Source organism: Shimia gijangensis (assembly GCF_900142085.1).
In the GTDB taxonomy this organism is placed as follows: Bacteria; Pseudomonadota; Alphaproteobacteria; order Rhodobacterales; family Rhodobacteraceae; genus Shimia; species Shimia gijangensis.
On the sequence record NZ_FQZQ01000002.1, the window covers coordinates 65363 to 85290 of the forward strand.

The 19928-nt window shown below is 55.8% G+C and carries 20 protein-coding genes; 7 read left to right on the forward strand and 13 right to left on the reverse strand.

What is annotated here, in order from left to right; genetic code table 11:
* Window positions 1-39 precede the first annotated feature (39 nt).
* The 7 genes from BUC32_RS01800 to BUC32_RS01830 form a co-directional block, all read right to left on the reverse strand.
* The gene (locus BUC32_RS01800; RefSeq protein ID WP_073248825.1) at window positions 40-1272 is read right to left on the reverse strand and encodes a Tm-1-like ATP-binding domain-containing protein; all 1233 of its coding nucleotides are present in this window, start codon (window positions 1270-1272) and stop codon (window positions 40-42) included.
* Window positions 1269-2201 (reverse strand): phosphotransferase enzyme family protein, encoded by a 933-nt coding sequence (locus tag BUC32_RS01805; protein WP_073248827.1) that lies wholly within the window; start codon window positions 2199-2201, stop codon window positions 1269-1271. Before BUC32_RS01805 ends, BUC32_RS01800 begins: the two co-directional genes overlap by 4 nt.
* Window positions 2201-3493 carry an aspartate aminotransferase family protein gene (locus BUC32_RS01810; RefSeq protein WP_073248829.1) on the reverse strand — a complete coding sequence of 431 codons (1293 nt, stop codon included), beginning with the start codon at window positions 3491-3493 and terminating at the stop codon, window positions 2201-2203. Before BUC32_RS01810 ends, BUC32_RS01805 begins: the two co-directional genes overlap by 1 nt.
* Window positions 3493-4914, reverse strand: a complete 1422-nt coding sequence (locus BUC32_RS01815; protein ID WP_073249212.1) for an aldehyde dehydrogenase — start codon at window positions 4912-4914, stop codon at window positions 3493-3495. Before BUC32_RS01815 ends, BUC32_RS01810 begins: the two co-directional genes overlap by 1 nt.
* Entirely contained in the window at window positions 4842-6461 is a 1620-nt protein-coding gene (locus BUC32_RS01820) for a tripartite tricarboxylate transporter permease (RefSeq protein ID WP_073248832.1), read from the reverse strand. The genes BUC32_RS01815 and BUC32_RS01820 overlap by 73 nt, the downstream gene beginning before the upstream one ends.
* A 10-nt stretch (window positions 6462-6471) precedes the next feature.
* On the reverse strand, window positions 6472-7002 hold the full coding sequence (locus tag BUC32_RS01825; protein ID WP_073248834.1) for a tripartite tricarboxylate transporter TctB family protein: 531 nt from the start codon (window positions 7000-7002) through the stop codon (window positions 6472-6474).
* A 66-nt stretch (window positions 7003-7068) separates the two neighbouring features.
* The gene (locus BUC32_RS01830) at window positions 7069-8010 is read right to left on the reverse strand and encodes a tripartite tricarboxylate transporter substrate-binding protein (RefSeq protein WP_073248836.1); all 942 of its coding nucleotides are present in this window, start codon (window positions 8008-8010) and stop codon (window positions 7069-7071) included.
* A 158-nt stretch (window positions 8011-8168) separates the two neighbouring features.
* Between BUC32_RS01830 and BUC32_RS01835 the strand changes: the two genes are divergently transcribed.
* Together BUC32_RS01835 and BUC32_RS01840 are read left to right on the forward strand one after the other, a co-directional pair.
* Window positions 8169-8972, forward strand: a complete 804-nt coding sequence (locus BUC32_RS01835) for an IclR family transcriptional regulator (RefSeq protein ID WP_073249214.1) — start codon at window positions 8169-8171, stop codon at window positions 8970-8972.
* Window positions 8973-8990: 18 nt separating this feature from the next.
* On the forward strand, window positions 8991-10349 hold the full coding sequence (locus BUC32_RS01840) for an aspartate aminotransferase family protein (protein WP_073248838.1): 1359 nt from the start codon (window positions 8991-8993) through the stop codon (window positions 10347-10349).
* Between the two features lie 74 nt (window positions 10350-10423).
* Here the strand turns inward: BUC32_RS01840 and BUC32_RS01845 are convergent, their stop codons facing one another.
* The 3 genes from BUC32_RS01845 to BUC32_RS01855 all read right to left on the reverse strand — a co-directional run bounded on the left by BUC32_RS01845 (window position 10424) and on the right by BUC32_RS01855 (window position 13389).
* A complete protein-coding gene (locus BUC32_RS01845) occupies window positions 10424-10738 on the reverse strand; it encodes a 2Fe-2S iron-sulfur cluster-binding protein (RefSeq protein WP_073248841.1) in 315 nt (104 codons plus the stop codon).
* A gap of 87 nt (window positions 10739-10825) precedes the next feature.
* Window positions 10826-12115, reverse strand: a complete 1290-nt coding sequence (locus tag BUC32_RS01850) for a type I glutamate--ammonia ligase (RefSeq protein ID WP_073248843.1) — start codon at window positions 12113-12115, stop codon at window positions 10826-10828.
* Window positions 12116-12126: 11 nt separating this feature from the next.
* Window positions 12127-13389 (reverse strand): cytochrome P450, encoded by a 1263-nt coding sequence (locus BUC32_RS01855; RefSeq protein WP_073248845.1) that lies wholly within the window; start codon window positions 13387-13389, stop codon window positions 12127-12129.
* Window positions 13390-13485: 96 nt separating this feature from the next.
* Here BUC32_RS01855 and BUC32_RS01860 point away from each other — a divergent pair, with 96 nt between their 5' ends.
* Complete coding sequence (locus BUC32_RS01860) at window positions 13486-14196, forward strand: type 1 glutamine amidotransferase (RefSeq protein ID WP_073249216.1); 711 nt, start codon at window positions 13486-13488, stop codon at window positions 14194-14196.
* Here BUC32_RS01860 and BUC32_RS01865 read toward each other — a convergent pair.
* Together BUC32_RS01865 and BUC32_RS01870 are read right to left on the reverse strand one after the other, a co-directional pair.
* Complete coding sequence (locus tag BUC32_RS01865; protein WP_073248847.1) at window positions 14193-14582, reverse strand: VOC family protein; 390 nt, start codon at window positions 14580-14582, stop codon at window positions 14193-14195. The genes BUC32_RS01860 and BUC32_RS01865 overlap by 4 nt on opposite strands.
* Before the next feature lie 17 nt (window positions 14583-14599).
* A complete protein-coding gene (locus tag BUC32_RS01870) occupies window positions 14600-15250 on the reverse strand; it encodes a GntR family transcriptional regulator (protein ID WP_073249218.1) in 651 nt (216 codons plus the stop codon).
* A 419-nt stretch (window positions 15251-15669) separates the two neighbouring features.
* Here BUC32_RS01870 and BUC32_RS01875 point away from each other — a divergent pair, with 419 nt between their 5' ends.
* Together BUC32_RS01875 and comE are read left to right on the forward strand one after the other, a co-directional pair.
* Window positions 15670-16176 (forward strand): thiamine pyrophosphate-binding protein, encoded by a 507-nt coding sequence (locus BUC32_RS01875; protein ID WP_073248850.1) that lies wholly within the window; start codon window positions 15670-15672, stop codon window positions 16174-16176.
* Window positions 16173-16727, forward strand: coding sequence for a sulfopyruvate decarboxylase subunit beta (gene comE, locus BUC32_RS01880; protein WP_073248851.1), 555 nt, complete (start codon window positions 16173-16175; stop codon window positions 16725-16727). Before BUC32_RS01875 ends, comE begins: the two co-directional genes overlap by 4 nt.
* A 136-nt stretch (window positions 16728-16863) precedes the next feature.
* Here comE and BUC32_RS01885 read toward each other — a convergent pair whose 3' ends face one another.
* A complete protein-coding gene (locus tag BUC32_RS01885; protein ID WP_073248853.1) occupies window positions 16864-17811 on the reverse strand; it encodes an NAD(P)-dependent oxidoreductase in 948 nt (315 codons plus the stop codon).
* 128 nt (window positions 17812-17939) lie between these two features.
* Here BUC32_RS01885 and BUC32_RS01890 point away from each other — a divergent pair, with 128 nt between their 5' ends.
* Together BUC32_RS01890 and speB are read left to right on the forward strand one after the other, a co-directional pair.
* Window positions 17940-18815, forward strand: a complete 876-nt coding sequence (locus tag BUC32_RS01890) for a LysR family transcriptional regulator (RefSeq protein WP_073248855.1) — start codon at window positions 17940-17942, stop codon at window positions 18813-18815.
* Between the two features lie 119 nt (window positions 18816-18934).
* Window positions 18935-19882: an agmatinase gene (gene speB, locus BUC32_RS01895; protein WP_073248857.1), complete on the forward strand. Its 948-nt coding sequence runs from the start codon at window positions 18935-18937 to the stop codon at window positions 19880-19882.
* The last annotated feature ends 46 nt before the right edge of the window (window positions 19883-19928 follow it).

The window sequence follows — 19928 nt, forward strand, 5'->3', positions numbered from 1 at the left end:
CCGCAACTCTACGGCAAAGCCAGATGACCGCATTGCCGGCTAGGATTTGACAATGCCTTCTGCGACCCACGCATCAAAGGTTGCAAGAACCCTGTCACAAAACTCGGCGTCGTTGATGTGACAGTCTAGGGGGATGTAATTCACATTGTCCGGCATCCGGCGTTCAATTTCGTCGACAAAGGCCGCAAGACCGTCGGCGTCGTGCAGGTCAGCATTGGGGCGATCCCACTCATTGCACCCGCCCTTCGGCATAATGAACACTGTAGGACCTTCGGCCTGGCTCAGCTTATCCGCATGTGCACGGGCAACCTCGCGTCGTTCGTCGGCATCCAAAACAACAGCTTTCAACAGGCGGTTATGGTCGTGGGTGGGTTTGCCAGCCATGCGCTGTGGCAAGGGCTTCCAACCGACCAAATCGACCAAGTCATAGCAGGCAGGTGCCACGATTTGGGGCGTCGCAGTGGCGCCCGCGTTAGTCAGGCGATCTGCCCCGGCTGAGAGGCCCCCCATCAGATGGTTGCCGACCTCTTGCGTAGCGAAATCCATCACGCAGGCAAAGGCCCCTTCGGCGGCCAGAGATTCAAACGCCCGCCCGCCCATGCCGGTGGCGTGGAACACGGCAACTTCAAAGCCGCGTTCTTCCAGTGCGGGTTTCAGAGTGACCATGTAGTGCAGGATGGTTTTACCAAAAGAGGTCATACCGATCAGTGGCTTGTCACCCGCAGGCCTTTCAACAGCACGGGCGGCCCCCAGAACGGCGCCAGCCGCTTGGCTGAGAGAGGATTTGCAGACCGAGTTCAGGCCATAGAGCCCGCCCGCCCAGAGGATCATCTGGATATCTGCCGCCAGTCGCTCGGGGGGCAGAAGATGTGAGAAGCTGACAGTCGAGGCCACATATTTTGGCACGCCCAGCGGCAGCGCCTGACAGATGTCCAGCGCCACGTCGGTGCCCATCGTGCCGCCAAGAACCACGACTCCGTCCACTTTGCCCTCTCTGTGCAAACGCAAGGCCAGCAGCGCACCACCACGGGCCATGATCTGCATGGCGTGGTTTTCGTCGCCTGAGTCGATGGCCTCCTGAATGGAAGAGCCGCCCTCTTCGGCGACGGCGTGTTTGGAGTAATCTGTCGGCTCGGACGGGTCGCCCAGCACGCTGATATCCATCGACAAGACATTGCCGCCCTGGCCCTGGATGCAGTCACACATGTAGTTCAGTTCGTCGTCTTTGGTGTCATAGGTTCCGACAACGAGGATGGTTTTGTCCTGGGTCATGAGGGACTCCGTTCGAGATAGGATTGGGCAAGCCGCGTGGCGTGGGCAATCATGCGTTTTGATCTGACGTCGCCACCGGGTTCCTTGCGGCGTGGGATGATCCAGCCGACGTAAGTCAGGGCTCGTAGCAGCAGGGCGAGGTCAAGTTCGGGTGCGTCAATACGGCGACGTGCGGCATAGCCGTCGGTGAGTGCTGCGCAAAGGTCGGCGAAGTCAGGACGCTCGCTATAGCGCAGCAGGAAGGTTGCGAGTTCAAAGGCGCGGTAGCCTGTGACGCTGTCGTCAAAGTCCAGCAGGCCCAGACGATCGCCATCGACCAGCAGATTTTCGGCCAGCATGTCGGCATGGATCAGGCCGGTGTCATGGTCGAGGAGGGCACTGTCACGCCGGGCAGCAGCGCGGGCCTGTTGTAGCAGTGCGACCTGATCCGACGTGAGGTCGGGGTGCTCCCAAAACGGTCCCCAGAGGGGAGTGTCGCCGACAAGTGCATCCATGGCCCAGTCGGGGCGAGTGAAGGTGGCGGGGCGCTGCCAGAGGTCGGTGATCTGGTGTAGGCGGGCCATTTCCTGTCCAACCTGACGCGCAAGCTGCTGGGGATCCCCCGTGATCTCGGAGCCTTCGCCGATTGGAACGCCAGAGAGCCACGGCAATACGCTGACGTATGTTTCACCAATTTGGCGCAGGAGGGCTCCTGTCCTGTCAGGCTGGGGGCGTGGGACGGTCAGGCCCTGATCCGCGAGGTGTTGGCACCAGTGCAGTTCCGACAGCAACTCATCTTCGGTGCGATAGCCGGGGCGGTGAAAGCGCAGGGCGCAGGTCGCGCCGTTGTGATCCACGCGGTAAACGTGGTTTTCGCGCTGGGCCGCCAGGATCGTGATTGCGCCCTCCATGTCCCAGAAAGCCAGAGCCTTTTGCACGTGCGCGTTCATCACGGTTCCAACGGTGTTTCGCTTAGTGCCTCATTCAATCTTTCCAGCATGTGGTCGGCATTGGACTTGGAAAACGGCAGCGGCGGACGGATTTTCAGGGCGTTGTAGTGGATGCCAAGGAAGTTCAGCAGCACGCCCTTGTTGCGCATGGCGTTGGCGATGCGTTTGGTGAAATTCGTGGCAGGGTTTTTTGCGTCGGGGTCCAGCACCATCTCGGCACCAAAGAACAGGCCGGAGCCGCGGATGTCGCCGATACAGGCGTGGTGGCTAGCCAGTTGGCGCAGGCCTTCGCGGGCATAATTGCCAACCTCTGCGGCATTCTCCATCAGGTCTTCGTCCTGCACGACCTTTAGTGTGGCGAGGGCTGCGGCGGCGGACACAGGGTTGCCGCCAAAGGTATTGAAGTAGCGAAAGTTCTGGCGAAAGGCGGTCATCGTCTCGAGGCAGGTGACCACGCCGCCAACCGGGTGACCGTTGGCCATGGGTTTGCCCAAGGTGACCACGTCAGGCAGGAAGCCCGCCTTTTGATGGCCCCAGAAATGCGTGCCAAGGCGGCCAAAGCCGGGCTGAACTTCGTCCGCGATGATGATACCGCCCGCTTTGCGCACTGCGTCGATGGCGGATTGCAGCCAGCCTGCGGGCAGGTCCGGGAAGCCTTCGTTGGCGAAATAGGGGCAGATGATGAGGGCCGAAAGCCCGTGGCCGCGTGCCGCCAGCTCTGCGATAGCGCGCTCAACTTCAGCCGCAAAAGCGCGTGCGTGGGCGGCACCCGCTTCGCCACCAAGCGGGCGATAGCTGTCGGGGGCGGGCACATAAGCCACGTTGTCCCAGCGGTTGGGCGGTGGGTTGGTACAGCTCAGCTGCGACACGGCCATGGTGTTGCCGTGATAGGTGTGGTCGCTGGCGATGACGCCGGTGTTGCCAGTGACGGCTTGTGCCATGCGTAAGGCGATGTCGTTGGCCTCGGACCCGGTGCAAGTCATGATCGCGGTGTTCAGCGGATCGGCGAACGTGTCGGTCAGGGCCTCAACATAATCAAGGATGCCTGCGTGCAGATAGCGCGTATGGGTGTTGAGCGTGCCGGCCTGCTGACAGATCGCCTCGACCACTTTGGGATGGCAATGGCCGACGTGTGGCACGTTGTTGTAGCAATCAAGGTATTTGCGCCCGTCCGCATCCCAGACCCAGACACCGTCGCCTTTGACGAGATGCACTGGGTCTTCGTAAAACGTGCTGACGTTGGGCCCCAAAAGCTGGGCTCGCCGATCAATCAGGGTTTGGCTGTCTTGCATCAAAGTTTGATCCAAGTGGTTTTGAGGTCGACGTATTTTTCCATCGCGTGCAGGGATTTGTCGTGGCCGTTGCCGGATTGTTTGACGCCACCTAACGGTACCGTATTGTCCGGCCCGCCATAGGTGTTCACATGCACAACGCCGGTGCGGATACCGCGGATCATCTTGTGCGCGCGGCTAAGGTTTGAAGTCCACACACCGCCCGCGAGGCCATAGATCGAGTTGTTGGCAAGCGCGATGGCCTCGTCATCTGACGAGAATGGAAGCACGCCGAGCACCGGGCCGAACACCTCTTCCTGTGCCAGCCGGTCGGTGGGTTTGACGTCGGTGACAATGGTGGGTTCCATATAGTAGCCGCCGGTGTCTTCGAGGATGCGATTGCCACCCAGATAGATGGTGTTGCCATCGGCATGCGCGCTGTCGATGAAGCCAAGGTTGCCCTGTAGCTGGGTCAGCGAGTTCACCGCACCCACGTCATTGCCCAGATCCAGCGGATCGCCAACCTTAAGCGCGGCGGCGTATTTGGCGACCTGTGCGACGAAATCGTCGTGGATCGACGCTTCAATCAGAAGGCGTGAGCCCGACACGCAGACCTGGCCTGAATTGCGGAAGATGCCCATGGCCGAGACCTTGGCGGCCTCATCCAGATTGGGGGCGTCGGCAAAGATCAGATTGGGGGACTTGCCGCCAAGTTCGAGATAGCAGCGTTTCATGTTGGAACGGGCCGAGTATTCCAGCAGGCGGCGGCCTACGCCGCCAGAGCCAGTAAAGACCAGAATATCGACATCCATTGACAGCGCGATGGCCTCACCCACAACGGATCCTTGTCCGGTGACGACGTTCAGCACGCCGTCCGGCAGGCCAGCCTCAGAGGCCAGTTCAGCGAGTTTCAGCAAGGAAAGCGAGGCGGTTTCCGCAGGTTTCAGGATGACCGAATTGCCCATTGCTAGTGCGGGCGCCAGTTTCCATGAGCCGATCATCAGCGGGAAGTTCCAAGGCACGATGGCGCCCACGACGCCAACCGGTTCCTTGTGGATCATCCCAAGGAAGTTGGGGTCGGTCGGGGCAATCTCACCGTACACTTTATCCAGCGCTTCGGCGTAATAGCGGAAGGTACCAGCGGCGGATCCACTTTCGGCTTTGATAGCCATGTTCAGCTCGGTGCCGTTGTCGCGCACGCCCAGAACTGCCAGTTCAAGGGCGTTTTTCTCGATCAGGTCGGCGAGCTTGTGAAGTACCTTTTTGCGTTCCGCAGGGGCCATACGACTCCACCGGCCATCGTCAAAAGCAGCGCGCGCCGAAGCTATCGCGCGATCCGCATCCGCAAGAGTGGCACGGGCAATGGTGGTTAGCGTTTGTCCGTCGATCGGGGATTGTACTTCAAGTGTTTCTCCCGAACCTTCCTGCCACGCTCCCTCAATAAATAATCCTTGCGGCGGGACATGTGCATTCCGAAGTTTGTTGACGCGTGCTTGGTCGACCATTTGGCCTCCTTGAGTTCTTTATGATCCTGCCAGACGCGCAGGAAATGGATGATAAGAACGCCCACGATCATCAAAAATAGAATCATGGCGATGGGGCGGTCGATAAAGTCGAATGGTGTCTTCACCCGCGCCATACCTGCGCGCAGCTTGACCTCCATGATCCCGCCCAGAACCATGCCAAGGATGATCGGCACAGCGGGTATGGACAGACGTTTCAACACAAAGCCGAAGATACCGAAACAGGCAGCGATCAGGCAGTCGGTGAAAGAATTTCGCAAGCTGTAAACGCCGACAAAAGACAGCACGAGGATACAGGCGCCCAAGAAGCGGTTTGGAATATTCACCACTTTGATCAGCTGATTGGTGGCGAACAATAGGAAGACCAAAACCAGCACGTTCAAAATGAGCAGCGCCAGATAGAGCGCGACCACAAAGTCCATGTCGTTTTGAAACAGCTGCGGTCCGGGCACCACGTTGTGCACATAAAACACAGACAGCATCATCGCGGTCAGCGCTTCGCCAGGAATACCCAAAGCCAAAAGCGGCACCATGGCTGCGGCGGGTACGGCGTTGTTGGAGGTTTCGGCAGCGATCAGCCCTTCAGATGAGCCATGGCCAAAATCCTGCGGTCGCTTTGAGCTTTTTTGCGCGTAGGTGTAACTCAGGAATTGCGCGGTAAATTCGCCAACGCCGGGGATCATGCCCATCAGCACGCCAAACGTGCCCGAAACACCAGCCACGCGCGGGTGGCGTATCAGCTCTCGCAGGCCTTGAAACATGCCGCCGCGCAATTTGGTCAGGCGGGTTTTCTCATCTTCGCCCTGCAACAGGTAAAACGCTTGTGACAAAGCAAACAGGCCGAGCACAACCACAATCAGGTTCACACCACCAGACAGCCAGCTTTGGTCAAAGGTGAAGCGTTTTGAATACTTTACAGGCTCGAGCCCCACCGTGTTGAGGAAGATACCAAAGCAAGCCAAGGCCGCAGCAATCAAGGTCTGACCACGATGGGCAACGACCACAAGTATCAGGCCGAGCAAGGCCGCTAGGAATATCTCGCGGCTGCCAAACATCGGTGCGATTTTAGCGAGGATCGGGGCAAAAAGGATCAGGCAGATGACTGAAAAGATACCGCCAAAGAAGGATGCGCTATAGGCCAGAGACAAGGCACGCCGCGCCTCGCCGCGCGTGGTCATTGGGTAACCATCATAAGTGGTCAGCGCGTTCACGGCCGTGCCCGGCGTATTGATTAGGATGGCTGGGATTGAGCCGCCATACATTGAGGATCCGTAGATACCCAGCAACACAGTAAGACCCACAATCGGGTCCATCGAAAACGTGGCGGGCAAAAGGATCGCAATGGCCACGGCAGGGCCTACGCCGGGAATCGCGCCGATCAAGACACCGCCGACAGAACCGGCCAAAAGCGCCAGCAAGACATCCCAGCGGGCCAAAATGTCGATTGAGGAAAGAATAAGGTCCATCAGGCGTGCCCTAGAAGTTCAGGATAAAAAAGCTGCGCAGCGCACCGGGCAGGTATTCATAGGTGGCACCGCCTGGAATTTTAACGTCCAGCAAAGCCTTGAAAAGGATCACAACGGCCACGCCAAAGAACACGGATATCCAGAGCATTTTCTTGCTGCGATACCCCATGCGCCACATCAGGATCGGCATGAAGACCATCGTTACGGGCAGATAACCGATGATTGGTACGAGGATGACGTAGATCAGGAACCATAGCACCCATTCGATCGTAAAAAGCCACACGCGCCATTCGACAAAGTCGGCGCGATCGAACTTGCGACGTGGCAATTTCCAAAGGTGCAGGCCGCCAAACAGGACCATGCCGATGATTGAGACCGCAGGCCAGAAACGCGGCTGAGCAAAGAACTTGGTGCGTTTTACCCATTTGGTCTGGTCGCCCAACTGCGACAGCAGCAACAGTGCCGCGACAAGAAACACGATAGCAAACAAAAGCTGCCCTCGCAGAGGGCCTTTAAAGCGTTTTTCTTCGAGTGAGCTCATGTTGCCGGGCCTCTGAATACAGAAAAAGGCCGGAGGCATTTGCACCTCCGGCCCGCATTTTTTATATTACTCGAGGATACCCGAGATCACGGCACCAGTGGCCTTGTCTTTGGCAATGATCTCGGCTGAAGCAGCCGCATCAGCCCAATAGACCTGAGCACCGGTTTCCTTGGCAATCGCCTGTGCGCGGTCGCTCATCACTGTTTTCGACGCAACAGCAGCCAGTTTCTCGCGAACATCGGCCGGTGTGTCCTTGTGAACAAACAGGCCGTTCCAAAGTGCGATGTCCAGTGACGCGTCCAATTCGCCAATGGTAGGCGCATCAGGTACCAGAGGAATACGCTCGCCAGTGATCGTGGTCAAAACCTTGACCTTGTCCAGACAAGGCAGGATCAATTGCAGCGTGGTGTTGATCACGTCCGCATCGCCCGAAGCCAATGTGTTGCAGTCGAGCGCGTCAAAAGCCGCGTCTGAACCCCACTCAAAGCCTGCATTAACGGCATAGGCCATGGTGACTTGGGTTGGCGTCAGAACCTGACCAAAGTGACCCAGTGCAACGTCATTGGATTTGGCATGTTCCGCCAGTTCCGCCATCGATGAGTACGGCGCGTCTGCTGAGGTGGCGATCACGAATGGGTAGGTCAGGAAAATTCCGACCGGCTCAAACACTTCGCCTGCCAGCTCATCAATGCCAATCTCGTGGCCGATGACGGGCACCGCTGGGACAAAGGAACCGATGGTATAGCCGTCAGCTGGAGCTGTTGCAACTTCGATCGCACCGGGGAAGGGGCCGCCGCCGCCTCCGGGTTTGTTTACCACCGCTGCCGAGACGCCATATGCCGCCTGAAAGTCTTCGGCAATCATACGGGTTAGCACGTCTTCGAGATCTCCGGGGGGCCACGGAACGATAAAGCTGACGGGCTTTTCGGGGTATTCTGCCAAGGCAGCTCCGGAAACGGAGGTCATGGCCAAGGCGAGCGTGCCGCCGATAAGTGTTTTGAATTTCATTGTTGTCTCCCTGTGCGTCCTGTGGTTCACTAAACAAACCAAGGGTTCGAAAATAGATTGACAGGTTAACTATATTTCTGTCAACACTTTTAGAACGTATGGGCCAAATCATTTGGTTTCATATCGCGGAAAGCGCTTGCGGAGAATGTGGAGTATCGATGGGGACGGTTTCTAAGGGTTTGTCATTGCTGGGTTATTTTTCTCGTTCTCGTGCCAAAATTGGCCTGAGCGAGATGACGCGCCTGTCTGGGATGAACAAGGCGACAGTGTACCGATTGATGACAGAATTGGCTGAACAGGGATTCGTTGAGCAGATTGGCACAGGTCGAGAATATCGTTTGGGGCCGGTTTTCCCCCGACTTGCTGCGTTGCGCGAAGCGGCCGTTCCCATGCGTGAAGTGGTGCAAAACCTTCTGAGACGTCTTAGCGAGGCCACCGGAGAAACGGCCCATATGTCGATCCATCAGGGGGATCGATTGACGGTTGTCAGCTATTGTTACAGCCCATTGCACGGCACACGGGTGACAATGGAAGACGCTGAGCAAATCACGTTTCATTCGACAAGCTCAGGGCATGCGGTGCTGGCTTTTGGGGCGTCATCACTGGTGGACGATGTGCTGGGACGCCCCTTGGAAAAGAAAACGGATCTCACCGAAACTGACCCGGATGTGATCCGGCAGCGCCTTAGAGAGACGCGCATTCAAGGTTTCGCAGAATCGATAAGTGGCCATGAAATGGATGTGCATTCTCATGCCTGCCCAATTTTTGATGCACAGCAAAATTGCTATGGCGCGGTCGCCGTTGCTGCCCCTGTTGCGCGTATGACACCAGAGTTAAGGCACACTATCCGGCGCGAACTCATGCTTGCGTCGCTTGAAATGACCCGCTTGTTGGGCGGATTTATCCCCGAAGAATTCAAATTAAAGCTGACCGCGTTTGAGGCAGAAACCGCCAACGCATGATCCGAAAGGCCTGAACCGATGAAAGACAGCAATTTCCTGAAAGAGAAAAACGCCCGCTCTTTGTGGCATCCGATGACACATCCGGCAGATAGTCTGGCGAATCCGCCGGCCATTATCACTAGCGCCCAAGGCGTACGAATTTCGGATGTGGACGGCCACGAAGTAGTAGATGGTGTTGGCGGGCTTTGGAATGTGAACCTTGGCTTTTCATGCCAGCCAGTCAAAGACGCCATTGCCCGCCAATTGGACGTGTTGCCGTATTATTCGACTTTTCGTGGTACCACCAATGATGCGGTTATTGAATTGTCCGAAGAACTTCGTGACTTTTACGAGCCAGACGGCCTGACCCGCGCATTTTATACATCTGGTGGCTCGGACTCGGTGGAGACTGCGTTGCGATTGGCGCGCCAGTACCACAAAATTCGGGGTGATGAGGGGCGTACCAAGTTTTTGAGCCTGAAAAAGGGTTATCATGGCACGCATATGGGCGGAGCTTCGGTCAATGGTAATGCCAACTTCCGCACGCAGTACGAGCCGCTTTTGCCGGGCTGTTTTCATATCCCCGCGCCATATACCTACCGCAACCCATTTAACGAGACCGATCCGGAAAAGCTGGCCGCACTGTGTTTGCAGGCCCTGCAGGACGAGATAGCGTTTCAGGGGGCTGGCACAATTGCCGCGATGATTATGGAGCCGATCCTCGGGGCAGGGGGCGTGATCCCACCACACGAAAGCTTTATGCCCGGCGTGCGCGATATCTGTACCAAGAACGGTATCCTGTTGATTGCTGATGAGGTAATCACGGCCTTCGGCCGCACCGGGAGCTGGACTGGCTCACGCCATTGGGGTGTTCAGCCCGATATGATGGCCACCGCCAAGGCTATCACAAACGGATACTTTCCATTCGGCGCGGTGATGATCGCCGACAAGGTGGTTGAAGTGTTTGAGAGCGACACCAGTGGCAAGGCGGCCATCGGCCATGGTTACACCTATTCCGGACACCCGGTTGGGGCAGCGGCGGCTTTGGCCTGTCTGGCCGAAACCAAACGCCTGAAAGTCAACGAGAATGCCGCGGCGCGTGGCGCTGAGATGTATGCGGGGTTGCTAGCCTTGCAAGAGAAACACGAACTGATTGGCGATGTGCGTGGTGGGCATGGGCTGATGTGCGCGATTGAACTGGTCAGCGATCGCGCCAGCAAAACGCCAATCGACAAAAAATCTGGGGGCGTGGTTCAGGACGTGGCCTATCGCAGCGGTGCGATTGTACGCATTTCCGGGCCCAACATTATCCTGTCTCCCCCTTTGGTGCTGACCTCGGAAGATGTGCAGGTGATCTTGTCCAGTCTGGATGCGGGTCTGGAAGCGGCGGCACAATAAACCAATCAAAGTCTGGAACAGGAAATGGCGCCGTTGACGGGCGCCATTTTTTTTGTCGTTTTTCGGGGCGGGCGTTACGGTTGTGGAACCAGCAGAACAATGCCGTCGAGGGCGTCGCTGGCCTCAATTTGACAGCTGAGGCGACTGGCGTCGGTTCGTTCGGCCTCGGCGACATCCAGCATGGCATCTTCAAAATCGTCCACGGACCCGGATTGTGCGATCCAGTTTGCATCAACGTAAACATGGCAGGTAGCACAGCTGAGGCAGCCGCCACATTCGCCGACCACTCCGGGGACATTGTTGTCCACAGCCGCTTGCATCATGTTGGTGCCGTTTGCGATTTCGGCAGTGATTTCGCTGCCATCAGACAGTTTCCAGGTGGCTTTCATAATTTGTGCTCCTTGAGCCAAGGGTGCGTCGGGACAGAGTGCGGGAGCCTCCGGCGGGAGTATTCTTGAAATACTGAAAGATGAGGATCAGACAAAGTAGACGTAGAAATCACGCAAGGCATCGCCTTCGAGGTTCTTCGTTTTCTTGACTTCCTTTTCTTTCATGAAAACGTGGTTGTCGACCAACATGCGGCCCACAGCGTCGCTCAGAACAGTGTCGGACTTGAGATCAGAAACTGCCCCGGCCAGGTCCATGGCGCAGCTTTCCTTGGCGTCGTTGTTCTCAAACCCGTCACCGGTTTCAATCGGTTGCAGTGGATAGCTGTTCTCGACCCCAAGCAATGACGCCTGAAGTACTGCAGCCACAGCAGTATAAGGGTTTGCGGTGCCGTCTGCCATCCGGTGTTCTAGTCGCGATTTGGGCCCCCCTTCAGAGCTGATCCGTGTGGTGACATTGCGGTGATCGCCGCCCCAATTTTTCCAAAAGCCCGACAGTGAGCCCGGTTGCAGGCGCTGATAGCTATTGGCGGTTGGCGCGATCAGACCGGCCAGCGCTTTGTGATGATACAGCAGACCGGCAAGGCAGCCCTTGGACAGGTCATTCAGCGTTTCGGGCATATTGCGCGGGCCAGAAGACACGGCGTTGCCGCCCGAGGTGTCGGTAAATGAAAAGTTGATGTGCATGCCTGACCCACCGGCTTCGGCAAGTGGTTTGGGCATAAAGGTCAGGATGATGCCATGTTCCAGCGCGATTTCCTTGGCCATCAGGCGGAACAAAACGATGTCGTCCACCGCCTGAACGGCGCTATCAAATGTCAGGGTGTATTCAAACTGAGGCGCGTCAAATTCAGCTGTGATCATATCAAGGTGAAAGCCCAGCTCGTCGGCTTTTTCCCAGATCGCATCGTTAAACCGCATCGGGTCAGTCATTGGCCCGGTGCCATAGACCACAGCCCCCGGCGTATCATAAGGGCGCAGGTTGCCATCCTGATCCGCCTGCATTGCAAAGGCTTCCAGCTCGATGCCAACTTTGGGGGTGAGGCCCTTAGCCTCCCAGGCGGCAACGGCACGTTTCAGGGTGCCGCGCGGACACAACGGCAGAGCTTCGCCGCGGTCATCATAAAGATCACCAATCACAATTTTGGTGTGTGGATCCCAGCTATCGCGGATGTCGTCATGCTTCCAGCGCAGCTCCATATCGGGAAGGCCCTCCATCATCATCGCGCCGGGAGCGGGCAGCAGGTCCTTGTCGTAGTGAACACCAAAGGTCGAGCGGCAAAAACGGGTTTCCGAATCTGCCAGTTTCGAGGCCGGCAGATATTTTCCCCGTATGATGGACAGGTGGTCGCAGAATACAGCGCGTAGGCGATCTTTCATCTGAGGCTTCCTTATTTCAGTTGCACGCGGACGGGCAATTCTTTGATGCCGCCGACAAAGTTAGAACGCAGAAATTTGTGTTCGCCATTAGCTTCTATGCTTTTCAGGCGTTTGCAAAGCTCTTGGAACAGTACACGCACTTCCAGTCGTGCCAGCCACATGCCCAAACACAGATGCGGGCCGGATTGACCAAAGGATAAATGCTTGTTTGGGCTGCGCATCAGATTTACGCGCATCGGGTCTTCAAGAACCGTTTCATCGCGATTGGCAGAAATCCACCAGAACAGCGCTTTGTCGCCTTCTTTCATGATTTTGCCATGGGCTTCGAAATCGCGGGTCAGTGTGCGGCGGAAATACAGAGCAGGCGTGGCCCATCGGATGATTTCATCGGGGGCGAGTTCCCACAGGTCGTCACCTCCGGCCTGCATCTGACCAAGAAGTTCCGGCTGGTGACACATGGCCTGAAGGCCCGCTGCTATTGAATAGCGGGTGGTATCGTTGCCCGCAGCGACCAAAAGGCAAAAGAAATTGCGGAACTCTTCTTCGGAAATGGTGTTGCCATCTTTGTCGGGTTGCAGGATCAGATGCAGTACGCCGTTGGTGTCGCCGGTGGCGTTCTTGTGGGCCATCAACTCTTTGGCATATTGAAATAATTCGGCCCCGGCCGGAGAGTTGAATGGCATCATGCGGAACTCGTCCGTAGTCATTTTGTCGAGCACATGATCAGTGAAATCCGGATCCGTGTTGGCGATCAACGCATCGCCTTTTTCGACCAGCCAAGGCAGGTCTTCTTCCGGTGTGCCAAGAATACGTCCAAGCATGAGCATGGGCAATTGGCGGGCGATGGCTTTGGTTGCGTCGAATTCAATGGTCGATAAAGCCTCATCAAGGATCTGATTCGAGAGATCCCGCAAATCCTGTTCAAATCCAGCGACAACCGGTTTGGAAAACGCCTTGGCGACTTTGATGCGGGTTTTCATGTGATCTGGCGGATCGGTTTCCTGAAAAGTGCGCCGGGCTAGGTATTCTTCGTAGGTCTGATCCTCCATCCGGATTCCCCGCGCCGAAGAAAAAACCTCAAAGTTACGGTTCATCTCGGTGATGTCCTGATGCCGGGTGATCGACCAGAACCCTTCACCCTGGTCCCAATCTGTCCAGCTGACCGGGTCTTCGTTGCGCAAACGCTGAAAGGTTTTGTGCGGCGCGCCATTAGAAAAAGTGTCATGGCTTGTCAGATCGGCAAAGCCGTCATCGGTGGGTGTCCAGACAGTCATACGAGCCGCCTCCCTTGCTGGCTTGTTTACTTGCTTTGTTATGTATATATATGCAGATCATAAATATGCAAAATGAAAAATGCGCGGACTGTGGATATGAAACTTGCGATCCTGATGACAAACACGGATGAGAGCGCCTTTGCCCAAGCGCGACCAAAGGACGGCGAGAAGTTCTCGGTTTTGGTGCAGGAACAACGTCCGGACTGGGAGTGTGTGACTTTCTCGGTTAAGGATGGCGACTTTCCTGAGGATATTCAGGCGTTTGATGGGGCGATGATCACCGGGAGCCCGGCGTCGGTGTATGATGACGCACTATGGGTTGGGCGATTGTTCGACCTGATCCGCGCGATGGATGCATCTGAACTGCCTGTCTTTGGCGCGTGTTTTGGTCACCAGGCGATCGCCGTGGCATTGGGCGGAATCGTTGAACGCAACCCAGATGGGTGGGTGCATGGGTTGGCAATGACCGAATCGGTTGGTGAATTGCCGTTTGACGAACGACCCAATCAGGTCGGTCTCTATGCGAGCCATATTGAGCAGGTGACGACGTTGCCCAAAGGTGCTGAGGTTGTGGCCTCTGGTCCGGGATGCGCGGTGGGGGGCTATCTGAAGGGGCGCCATATTTTTACGACTCAGTATCATCCTGAAATGACGGATGCATTCATTGCAGACCTCGTGGAGTTTACGGCGGATTATGTCGGGGATGAAGTCACGCAAGCTGCGCGCGAGTCACTAAAAACCACGGCGGATCGGGATGATTTTGGACGTCAGATCGTGCAATTTTTTGAGTGGGCAAGGCGCGATTAATCCAGAGGCGCGGCAATCCACCAGATATTGCCGCAAGGGTCTGTCAACCCCGCCATGCGATCCCCGTGTGGCCTGTCGTTGGGTTCCATAAGGGACTGAGCCCCCAGCGACAGAGCTGTCGAAAAGGTTGTGTCGACATTGTTTACGTACAGGTGAATCTGCGACACATTTGCTTGGTAATCAGACGAGCTCTGGTTGAGCATCAAGATTGAATCTCCAACCAAAAGGCGTGCGTGTTGGATACGTCCATCATCGTATCGGCTTTCTCTGATCACTTTGGCATGAAAAGCCTGCGTTAGAAATCTGATCAATAGGTCCGCGTCTTGGACGGTGAAATACGGGGTCATGCTGTGGAGCGGATGTATCTCGGTTTCGGCAGGCTGCATTTTACGGGGCTTTCTCTTCAGCTGAGGACGGCGAGCAAATCCATGGCCGTGACCTGGTCAAACTGCACATGTCGCGCCATGCGGTTTTCGGCGGCTTCGGCGTCGCGGGCAGTGATCAATGTGGCAATCTCACGGTGTTCGCTGGCGCTTGCAGCAATCGCGCCGACGTATTGATAACGGGCGCGGTAGTAGGCCATCAGCTTGCGTGCATTGGTTTTGATCATCTCAAGAAGGAACGGATTTCCGGCTGCGATGGCGACGATCTCGTGAAAGCGCATATTGAGCTGATAATAGCCGTCCGGATCGGCATCACCTTTTTCGGCCGCATGCTTTTCACAAGCTGTGACAACCTTTTCAAGCTGATGCGCATCCTGCGTTGACAGGCGCCGCGCTGCCAAACCTGCGGCCTGACCTTCCAGCTTGGCGTGCACTTCGAGAATCGCGAGGAATTCTTCCAGCGTGGGTTTGAACACCACCACCCCTTTGCGGGGTAGTCGGGTGACAAGCCCTGCGGTTTCCAACTGGATCATGGCTTCGCGCAAAGGGGTGCGGGACACGGCCAGACGCTTGGCCATTGCAGCCTCGTCAATTCCGTCACCGGGGTTGAGGATACCGGCTTCGATATCGTTTAGGATTGCGGAAATAATTGTTTCGGTCTGGCCTGCCATAAGGTCTTTATCCGTGGCAAGACCGGCAATTGTCCAGCCCAATTCAGCGCAAGTCGACCAGAGCCATTTGGCCACCGTCTTGCGTGATCCGGGCAGCTTGGCAAAGTTTGAGCTTTGATGCCGTTCTGCGCGCCTGATCCGGGTGTTGCCATTTTGCAGTCTGAATGGGGGGTAATCGTTCATCCCGCTCGCCTTTGGTGAAGTCTGCTGGGTGGCTTTGAGGGTGTCCACGGAAACACTGGAAGGTGTCGTTTCGCTTCTCATTCAGGCAGAAGATGTCGCCAATGTTCAGGAAGGCAAAAAGAGACGTTCAAATACCAAAATTGTCTGAATTGTCTTGGACAGCCGTATTTGAACTGTGGTTGATGGCTTCAACGACCAAGACCAAGGCGGCTGAGTAAAATGAAAGGCCTATCCCGATGAACATCGACAAGAAGATCACCGATGATCTTGTCGCCAACGACGTCTCATTTGTCACCACCGTGCCTTGCAAGCAGCTGGCCGGGGTGATCGATGAGATCGATGCGCGCGACGAGATTTTTCACATCCCCTCAAACAAAGAAGACGAAGGTATGGGGCTTTGTGCCGGGGCCTTTATGGGCGGCAAACGCCCGGCGATCATCATGCAGAACACCGCCATTGGAGTCACGATCAACACGCTTGCGACGCTGATCCAATACTACCGGATGCCGCTGCCGATGTTGATTTCCTACCGTGGCGAGCTGCGTGAACCTGTCGCCTGCCAGGTGGAAATGGCCGTGCACACCAAGGCGCTCTTGGCCGAAATGAAAATTCCCACTTACCACTTTCATCATCAAAAGGATGTGGAGGAGTTGGATGCGATCCTGAAATACACCTTCATGTGCAACAAACCGGTCGCCATCCTGACCGACGCCAACTTTTGGGGAGGCTACGGAGACCAATGATACGTTCTGAAATCCTCAAAGAGATTGCCCCGATCCTGCGGGATCATCTGGTCGTTTGTAATATTGGCCTGCCAAGCCAGGAACTGCATATGATCGACGACCAACCCACCAACTTTTATATGTTGGGCACCATGGGGCTGTCGTCATCGATCGGATTTGGGTTGGCACTGGCCCAAGACAAAACCGTGATCTCAATCGACGGAGATGGTTCGGTTCTGACCAATCTTGGCACCCTGCCGACCATCGCCAACAATGAAACCGACAACTATATCCTGCTGATCATCGATAACGGATCGTACGGCTCAACCGGGGATCAACCAACCTATGCGGGCAAGAAAACCTCGCTGTCGGCGGTGGCAACGGCTTGCGGTTGTGACACTGTGATCGAAGTGCAGGACAAAGACCTTGGTCCGGTTTTGCAATCGGCCATCGACAGCAAAAAGATGACCGTGATTGTCTGCAAATGCGACAGCGGCAACATCAAACTACCGGTGATCACAATGGACCCCGTGGTGATCCGGGATCGCTTCATGAAAGCGGTACAGGCGTAACAATGACGCCCGCTGCACAGCCTTTAGGTCCGCCAGTGGATATCGGCGGAAGCAGTTGGACGAAATAGCCGGCCAAAGAAAAGCGGCGACCTTTTTAAGAAAGGTCACCGTTTTGGAATTGAGTGTTCTACTTTTCTCAAAGACCGGTCGGGATCACCTCATAGCCGGCCTCTTCGGGCTCATCATCCAGCATTTCTGATGGGAACCCGGGGGCACGGATGTCCAGACCGGTGGCTTCTTCCAGGCGGCGGATGATGTTAGGTGACAATTCGCGGTCGCCATAACGCTCGATACCATCTTCAAAGATTTTGACCAGCATGGGTGAAATCTCGAGTGGTACGTTGTTGCGGTCGGCGACTTCCTGAAACAGGCCAGCGTCCTTTTTTACCAAGTCCATGGTGAAAGAGATATCACGCGATCCGTTCAGGATCACCTGGCTTTCAGTTTCGTGTACGAACGATGTACCTGACGAGATTTTCATCGCCTCATAGGTGGTGTTCAGGTCCATGCCAGCGGCTTTGGCCGTCACCAGAGCTTCGCAGCAGGTGACGAGGTTGGCTGTGGCAAGGTAGTTGGTGACAACTTTGAGGATCGAAGCTGAACCCAACTCACCGGTGTGCAAAATGCGCCGACCCATGGTTTTCAGGAAGGGCGCAATGCTTTCGAAAGTGGCGCGGTCGCAGCCGGCAAAGATCGAAATGTTGCCAGTGTCCGCACGGTGACAGCCACCCGAAACCGGACAATCCACGGCAGCACCACCGGCTTCCATGACCATCGCGCCCAGACGACGTACTTCGGCTTCATCCGTGGTGGACATTTCCATCCAGATTTTGCCTTTGGTCACTTCGGGCAGCATTTGGGTCATCACAGCATCCGAGGCCGCGGGAGAGGGCAGGCAGGTGATGACGGCGTCGCAGTTACGCATCAACTCTGCAGGGCTGTCGGCCTTTTTGGCGCCGCGTTCTACAAAGTTCGCCATCAGGTCTTCGTTCAGATCGTGCACAGTCAGGTCAATGCCATTGCGCAAAAGCGAACCCGACAGTTTGCCGCCGACATTGCCGAGGCCAATAAATCCAACTTTCATTTCTATTCTCCAGTCATGCGAGGCCTACAGGCCGAAAAGATGTTCCTGCGGATAGCAATATGTGAGTGGTAAGCAGGTTGTAAAATGAGTAATAATACGGATAATCACAAAAATATTTTGGTGATAAATTGAGTAAACTACCAAGTCTTGTCTGGTTGCGGTCTTTCGAATGCGCAGCCCGCCATCTTAGTTTCACCGCTGCTGCCGGGGAGCTGGGGATCACCCAAAACGCGCTCAGCCTGCATGTGCGCTCGCTGGAAGCCAAATTGGGCTGCAAGCTGTTTACGCGCGCCGCACGCAAACTGGCGTTGACCGAAGTGGGGCAGGCCTATGCCTTTTCGTTACGACGTGCGCTTGGGGATATTGCGCTCTCAACCTCCAGCCTGTTTGGCGCAGGCAGCGCGCAGGTGCTGACGGTGCGGGCACCAATATCCACTGCCACTCTGTGGCTGTCGCGTCGATTGCCAGAATTTGTTGAACGCCACCCGGGGATCACCATCAAGCTTGTCTCAAATATCTGGGCAGAATCAATCGGGCACGAAGATGTGGACGTCGAATTGCGCCTTGGGACAGGGGGATGGGACGATTTTGTGTCTCGCAAAATTTCTTCCGAAAAAATTGTGCCGATTGCGGCGACTTCGATTGGCTCTCAGCAGGCCGTGATAGATGTGTTGAAACAGGGGCCAATGGTTCAAATTCTTGGCTACGAAGATATGTCACAACTCTATCTCTCCGCCCATGACGTGATCCTGTCCGAGCAAACCTCGCCCTTTTCGGTGGATACGACGATTGCCGCCATTGAGATTGTTGCGGCCGGGGGGGGATATGCTGTCGTTTTAGAGCGGTTCGCCAATTATGCAGTTGAATTCGGCCATCCAATAACCATCGTCGGCGAGCCGATCCCCTTCAATCAAAGCCACTATCTGATCGTAGGCTCTGCTCCGGAAGTAAACGATACGTCCAAGCAATTGTTTGAGGCCTGGGTCGAGGAGATTTTTCAGTGAAGCATCAAGGCCAACACGTTCTCTAAGCCTCGACTTTTGCCAAAATCGAAAGATACCTTGTAAGAAATGACTGCCAAAACTTGGAATGCCAGAATGTTAAATGAAACAGAGGTGTGAAAATGACTTTTAATCAACCGCTTGGTGGAAACGATATGCCACGGTTTGGTGGCTTGCCCACTATGATGCGCCTGCCATTTCAAGACAATGCTGCCGGTCTGGATGCCTGCTTTGTGGGCATTCCGATGGACATTGGCACCTCGCATCGCTCGGGCACACGTTTTGGGCCACGCCAGATACGCGCCGAAAGCGCCATGATCCGCCCCTACAATATGTGGACCAAAGTGTCGCCGTTCGATTCGCTTCAGATTGCCGACATTGGCGACGTGGCCATTGATACGTTTGATCTGAAACGATCGGTGCAGATCATTGAGGAAGCCTATGACGAGATTCTGAGCCATGGTGTGATCCCCCTGACGTTGGGTGGCGATCACACACTGAGCTATCCGGTGCTCAAAGCGATTGCCAAAAAGCACGGACCAGTTGGGTTGATCCATGTCGATGCGCACGCCGATATCAATGACCTGATGTTTGGCGAAAAAATTGCCCATGGCACGCCGTTTCGCCGCTCTCATGAGGATCAATTGTTAGACCCGTCGCGTGTGTGTCAGATCGGTTTGCGGGCCACGGGCTATGAGGCAAGCGATTTTGACTGGCCGCGCGAGCAAGGCTGGCGCGTCGTTCAGGCCGAAGAAATCTGGTACAAATCGCTGGCCCCTTTGATGGAAGAAGTGCGCGCGCAGATGGGCGATGGTCCGGTTTATGTGACCTTTGACATCGACAGCTTTGATCCAGCCTATGCTCCTGGTACGGGCACAACCGAACCGGGCGGGCTGACGTCTCATCAGGGGATCGAACTGATCCGGGGGCTGGCAGGCCTTAATATTGTGGGCTGTGATCTGGTTGAGGTGTCGCCGCCATATGACCACACCGGGGCAACGGCCAATCTGGCGGCCAATATCCTTTTCGAAATGCTTTGTGTTTTGCCGGGTGTGAAACCTCGGGGGTAATGCGGCCGCTGTTTTAGACGATTTGAGCAATACGCATGTGACGTCT